The sequence below is a fragment of the Pseudopedobacter sp. genome (assembly GCF_040392825.1).
GTDB lineage: Bacteria > Bacteroidota > Bacteroidia > Sphingobacteriales > Sphingobacteriaceae > Pseudopedobacter.
This window is the reverse complement of the sequence record NZ_JBEBVH010000281.1, coordinates 1-4,817: the sequence shown is the minus strand read 5'-3', so window position 1 is coordinate 4,817 and position 4,817 is coordinate 1. Positions and strand designations below refer to the sequence as shown.

At 38.5% G+C, this 4,817-nt stretch carries 2 protein-coding genes; both read left to right on the top strand.

The genetic code is table 11. The features are described from left to right. On the top strand, positions 1–2,965 hold a 2,965-nt coding region (locus ABWO41_RS15455), incomplete at its 5' end, for a SusC/RagA family TonB-linked outer membrane protein (protein ID WP_353139983.1). Between the two features lie 11 nt (positions 2,966–2,976). Then, a partial coding sequence (locus tag ABWO41_RS15450) for a RagB/SusD family nutrient uptake outer membrane protein (protein WP_353139981.1) occupies positions 2,977–4,817 on the top strand: 1,841 nt, incomplete at its 3' end.

Genomic DNA, 4,817 nt, shown 5'->3' with positions numbered 1-4,817 from the left:
TATGTATAAGATAACAGGTCCTACAACGGAAGCTATTCTTGTATATTCCTTTATTGGCTTTTCTTCCCAGGAATATAAAGTTGGTAACAGTAAAGTACTCAATATTACCCTAAAAGAGCAAAGTACAGCATTGAGCCAGATTGTAGTTATAGGATACGGCGAGGTAGCCCGTAAAGATCTTACAGGGGCGGTTAGTGAAGTAAATGTTAAAGATATTGTAAAAGCTCCGGTACCGTCATTTATAGAGGCACTTGCAGGTAGAGTTGCAGGGGTAAATGTATCTGCTAATGATGGACAGCCCGGGGCTGAGATGAATATTGTTATACGTGGTGCCAATTCGCTGACACAGGACAATTCTCCATTATATGTAATTGATGGATTCCCCATCGAAGACATGTCCAGTGCGGCAATCAATCCGGACGATATTGAAACCCTGAATATTCTGAAAGATGCTTCGTCAACAGCTGTATATGGTTCCAGAGCGGCTAATGGAGTTGTAGTTATTGAAACAAAAAAAGGGAAGATAGGCAAGCCGGTAATAACCTTTAACAGTTCTGTTGGGATGCATAAAGTTATCAAACAAATGGAAATGATGTCTTCTTATGATTTCGTGAAGTATCAACTGGAATTGAATGAAGGGAGAGCAACAAACAGATACCTGAGCGATAGAACGCTTGAAGATTATAAAGATGTAGAAGGAGTTGACTGGCAAGACAAGATCTTGAGAACCACTTTTGTACAAAACCACAATCTGGCGTTAAGAGGAGGTACTCCACAAACTAAGTATTCGCTTTCGGGATCTATTTTCAAACAGCCAGGAGTAATAAATAATACCGGCTCTAACAGGACGCAATTCCGCGCATCACTGGACCAAACTATCAGCAAAAAACTATCAGCAGGCTTCAATGCTAATTTTGGAAGTCTTTTAAACTACGGGCAGGTAGTTGCGGCGGGAGAAGGTGCATCGTCAACTTATTTGTTATACAGAACCTGGGGTTATCGGCCTGTAAGTGGCAATGCCGATTTTGATCTGGAAAATGATTTGGTAGACCCGGACAATATCCAGCTGGCTGATATCCGATTAAATCCCTATATCACCAGTAACAACGATTATACAAGAAATAGAATATTAGATCTGATAGCTAATGCCTATATAAAGTATGATATCGCTAAAGGATTAACTTTAAGAATTACAGGAAGTGCGAAGGGAAATAATCAAAGAAGAAGCCTTTTCTATAATTCCAGTACTACGCAGGGTTCTACGCTAAATCCTTCGAACAAATTCGATGTAAATGGAAGTATCCGCTATTCCGATACTTTTAATTGGTCAAACCAAAATACATTGACCTGGAATAAGGTATTTAACAGAGTACATAAGCTAACCGTTATGGGCGGAACCTCCATTCAGGAAAATAAATTCGATCAGTATGGGTATGGGACAATAAATATAGACAGAGAAGAATTAGGAATGTCTGGTTTAGAAACTGGTAACTTATATAGTGCCATTGCCATGTCTACCGGAAATACACTGGCATCCTTCTATGGTAGGGTAAATTATGGATTCAAGTCTAAGTATTTACTTACTGCAACGTTTAGAGCTGATGGCTCTTCTAAATTTGCCAAGGGGCATCAATGGGGATATTTTCCATCGGGTGCATTTGCATGGAATATGCATGAAGAAAACTTTGTAAAAAACATTCCGGCTATATCTAATTCGAAACTCAGAATTAGTTATGGGCTTACCGGTAATAACAGAATTGCAGACTTTGCTTATCTGTCAAGCTTAAATATGCTGGTAGGAAATGCCTACTCATTTAATAATCAATCTCCTGTAAGAGGAACGATTTCTACCAATCTGGGCGACACTGATCTGAAATGGGAAAGTACTGCACAGACAGATATCGGCTGGGATTTAGGATTTTTAAAAGATAAAATACAGTTGACGGTTGATCTCTATTCAAAAACCACCAAAGATCTACTATTGTACGCCAATTTTCCTGCGACCACAGGTTATTTACAGGCCTATAAAAATGTGGGATCAGTGAGAAACAGGGGAATGGAATTTTCATTAAATACAAATAATATCCGAAAGAAAGATTTTTCCTGGTCCAGTAACTTCAATATCAGTTTTAACGATAGTAAGGTATTAGAGTTGGCCAATGGCGATAAAAATCTGTTCAGTACGGTCAGTTTCTTTTCTGCGTATAATGGAAGTCCACTGTATTTGGCAAGAGTAGGACAGCCTATGGGACAATTCTATGGTTACGTTTTTGATGGTATATACCAGTTAGATCAGTTTGATAACCCTGCACCCGGACAATTTATTCTAAAAAAAGAATTCCCGAGTAATGCCAGTGCCACCGAGAGAGATAATATACAACCTGGAGACATCAGGTATAAAGATCTTAATGGAGATGGTGTAATCAATTCTAATGATATGACGGTTATAGGCAGAGCATTGCCTATCCATACCGGTGGTTTTAATAACAATTTCACTTACAAGAATTTCGATTTTAATGTATTCTTTCAATGGTCCTACGGTAATCAGGTTTACAATGCTAACCGTTTAATTTTTGACGGGAATGGTATCAAGGCATTGGATCTTAATCAATACGCATCTTATAGCAACAGGTGGACACCAGAGAATCCATCCAATACAAATTATCGAACTGGTGGACAAGGTCCGCAAGGTATACATTCTTCCAGGGTATTGGAAGATGCGTCATTTCTACGCTTAAAGACACTGGCATTGGCATACTCACTTCCAAAAAGGATAATTAAATCTATGTATCTGAACGAACTGAAATTAAATATAGCTGCACAAAACCTAGTAACATGGACTAAATATTCTGGTATGGATCCGGAAGTTTCTGTAAGAAGCAGTATACCCACCACTCCGGGTTTTGACTATTCGGCCTATCCTATGGCAAGAACAATTGTATTCGGTATTAATGCAACTTTTTAAAATTAAAAATCATGAAATTGAGAATATTAATAGCCTTTATAATTTTCCAAACGATTTTTTCCGGTTGCGAAAAATTTCTGGACGTGACGCCCAAAGATATTTTGATACCAGAGACTTCATACAATACGGAAAAAGACCTGGAACATTCACTGGCAGCTGTGTATGATATTTTAGGACACAACGCTTTATATGGCGGTCAGATTTTATTTAATTATGGTCTGGACGGGGATGATGGTTATTGTAGCAGAGTTTCCACTACTACAGGACCGATGTTGTACGACTTTACTTCTGCGGATCCTTTGGTTACCAACCATTTTAATATATTGTATATAGGTATTAACCGGGCGAATTTATTATTGGAAAACATAGATAATAATCTTTCTATAGCTCAGGAAATACGGGACAGGGTAAGGGGTGAAGCTTCATTTCTGCGAGCTTATTTTTATTTCTTATTGGTACAAACCTACGGAGAAGTACCTATTGTATTGTCCTCGACTAAATCGACATCAAATACAGACATTGCCAAATCTCCGATAAAAGAGGTATACGAATTCATCTTAAAAGATATGGAATATGCCGAAGCCTATGTGAAGGACATTAGTGATATAGGATTTGGTAGTCGCGTAACTAAATCGGCCGTACGTGGCATTTTAGCCCGGGTAAACCTCTTTATGGCGGGTTATCCATTAAAAGATGTATCAAAATATGAAGCCGCCAAAAATTGGGCTTTAAAGGTAATTGAAGATGGAAAAGCCGGTCATACTCTTAACTCCTCTTACTCGCAGGTTTTTATTAATTATGCAAAAGACACCTACGATATTAAAGAAAGCATCTGGGAAATAGAGTTTTATGGTAATATCGCGAATGGCTTTGACGAGACTGGTTGGAACGGATATGTAAACTCTCCAAGTTCCAACCTAGATCAGATCAAAAGTCTTTCATTTGTTGCTGCAACAGCAAATTTATATAACCGGTATGCACCGGGTGATATAAGGAGAGACTGGAATATAGCTAATTTCAGCTACAATGCTTCGGGAGGAAAAAGCTTTTCCAATTCCACCAGTTATGCATCACTTTTTGTACGTCCGGCTGCAAAGTTTAGAAGAGAGTATGAGTCTAATCCGGTTAAAACAGCCTACGCTACGCCTCAAAATTTTCCTATCCTAAGATTTTCAGATGTATTACTGATGTATGCAGAAGCATTAAACGAAATTTCTTTTAGTAATAAAGATGAGGTTGTTGAATATCTGGAAATGGTGAGAGAAAGGGCATACGTAAAAAAAGGAGGTGTAAAATCCATAAGCTTAACAAATAAAGGAAGCAATTACTCAGTTGCGCCAACAATAACTATTAGTGGAGGTGGAGGAAGCGGCGCAAAAGCTTATGCAGTATTAAATGCATCAAAACAAATTTCCGGAATTCTTCTGGAAAGAGACGGCGTAACAGGTTCTCTTTTTGGAGAAGGTTATACTTCTGCACCAACAATTACTATAACTACTCCAAGCGGGGCTACCGGATCTGGCGGGGCAGCAATAGCAGTACTTTTTGATGGAAATGAGCACAAAGTACCTGCAACAGCGACAGTAGATCAGGCCGCCTTAAGAAAATTTATTCAAGAAGAAAGGTCAAGAGAACTTGCATTTGAATGCTTGCGGAAAGCAGACCTGATCCGTTGGGGAAAATTCCTGGAAAATATGGGAGAAGTTTATAATACTATCAGTCAGCAGGTACCGCCGGCTAACTATACCAATTATATCAATAGATATCAAAATGTAAACAGTAAACATTTGTTGTGGCCTATTCCATCCAGAGAGCTGAGTTTAAACAGCAAATTGAAGCAAAATAACAACTG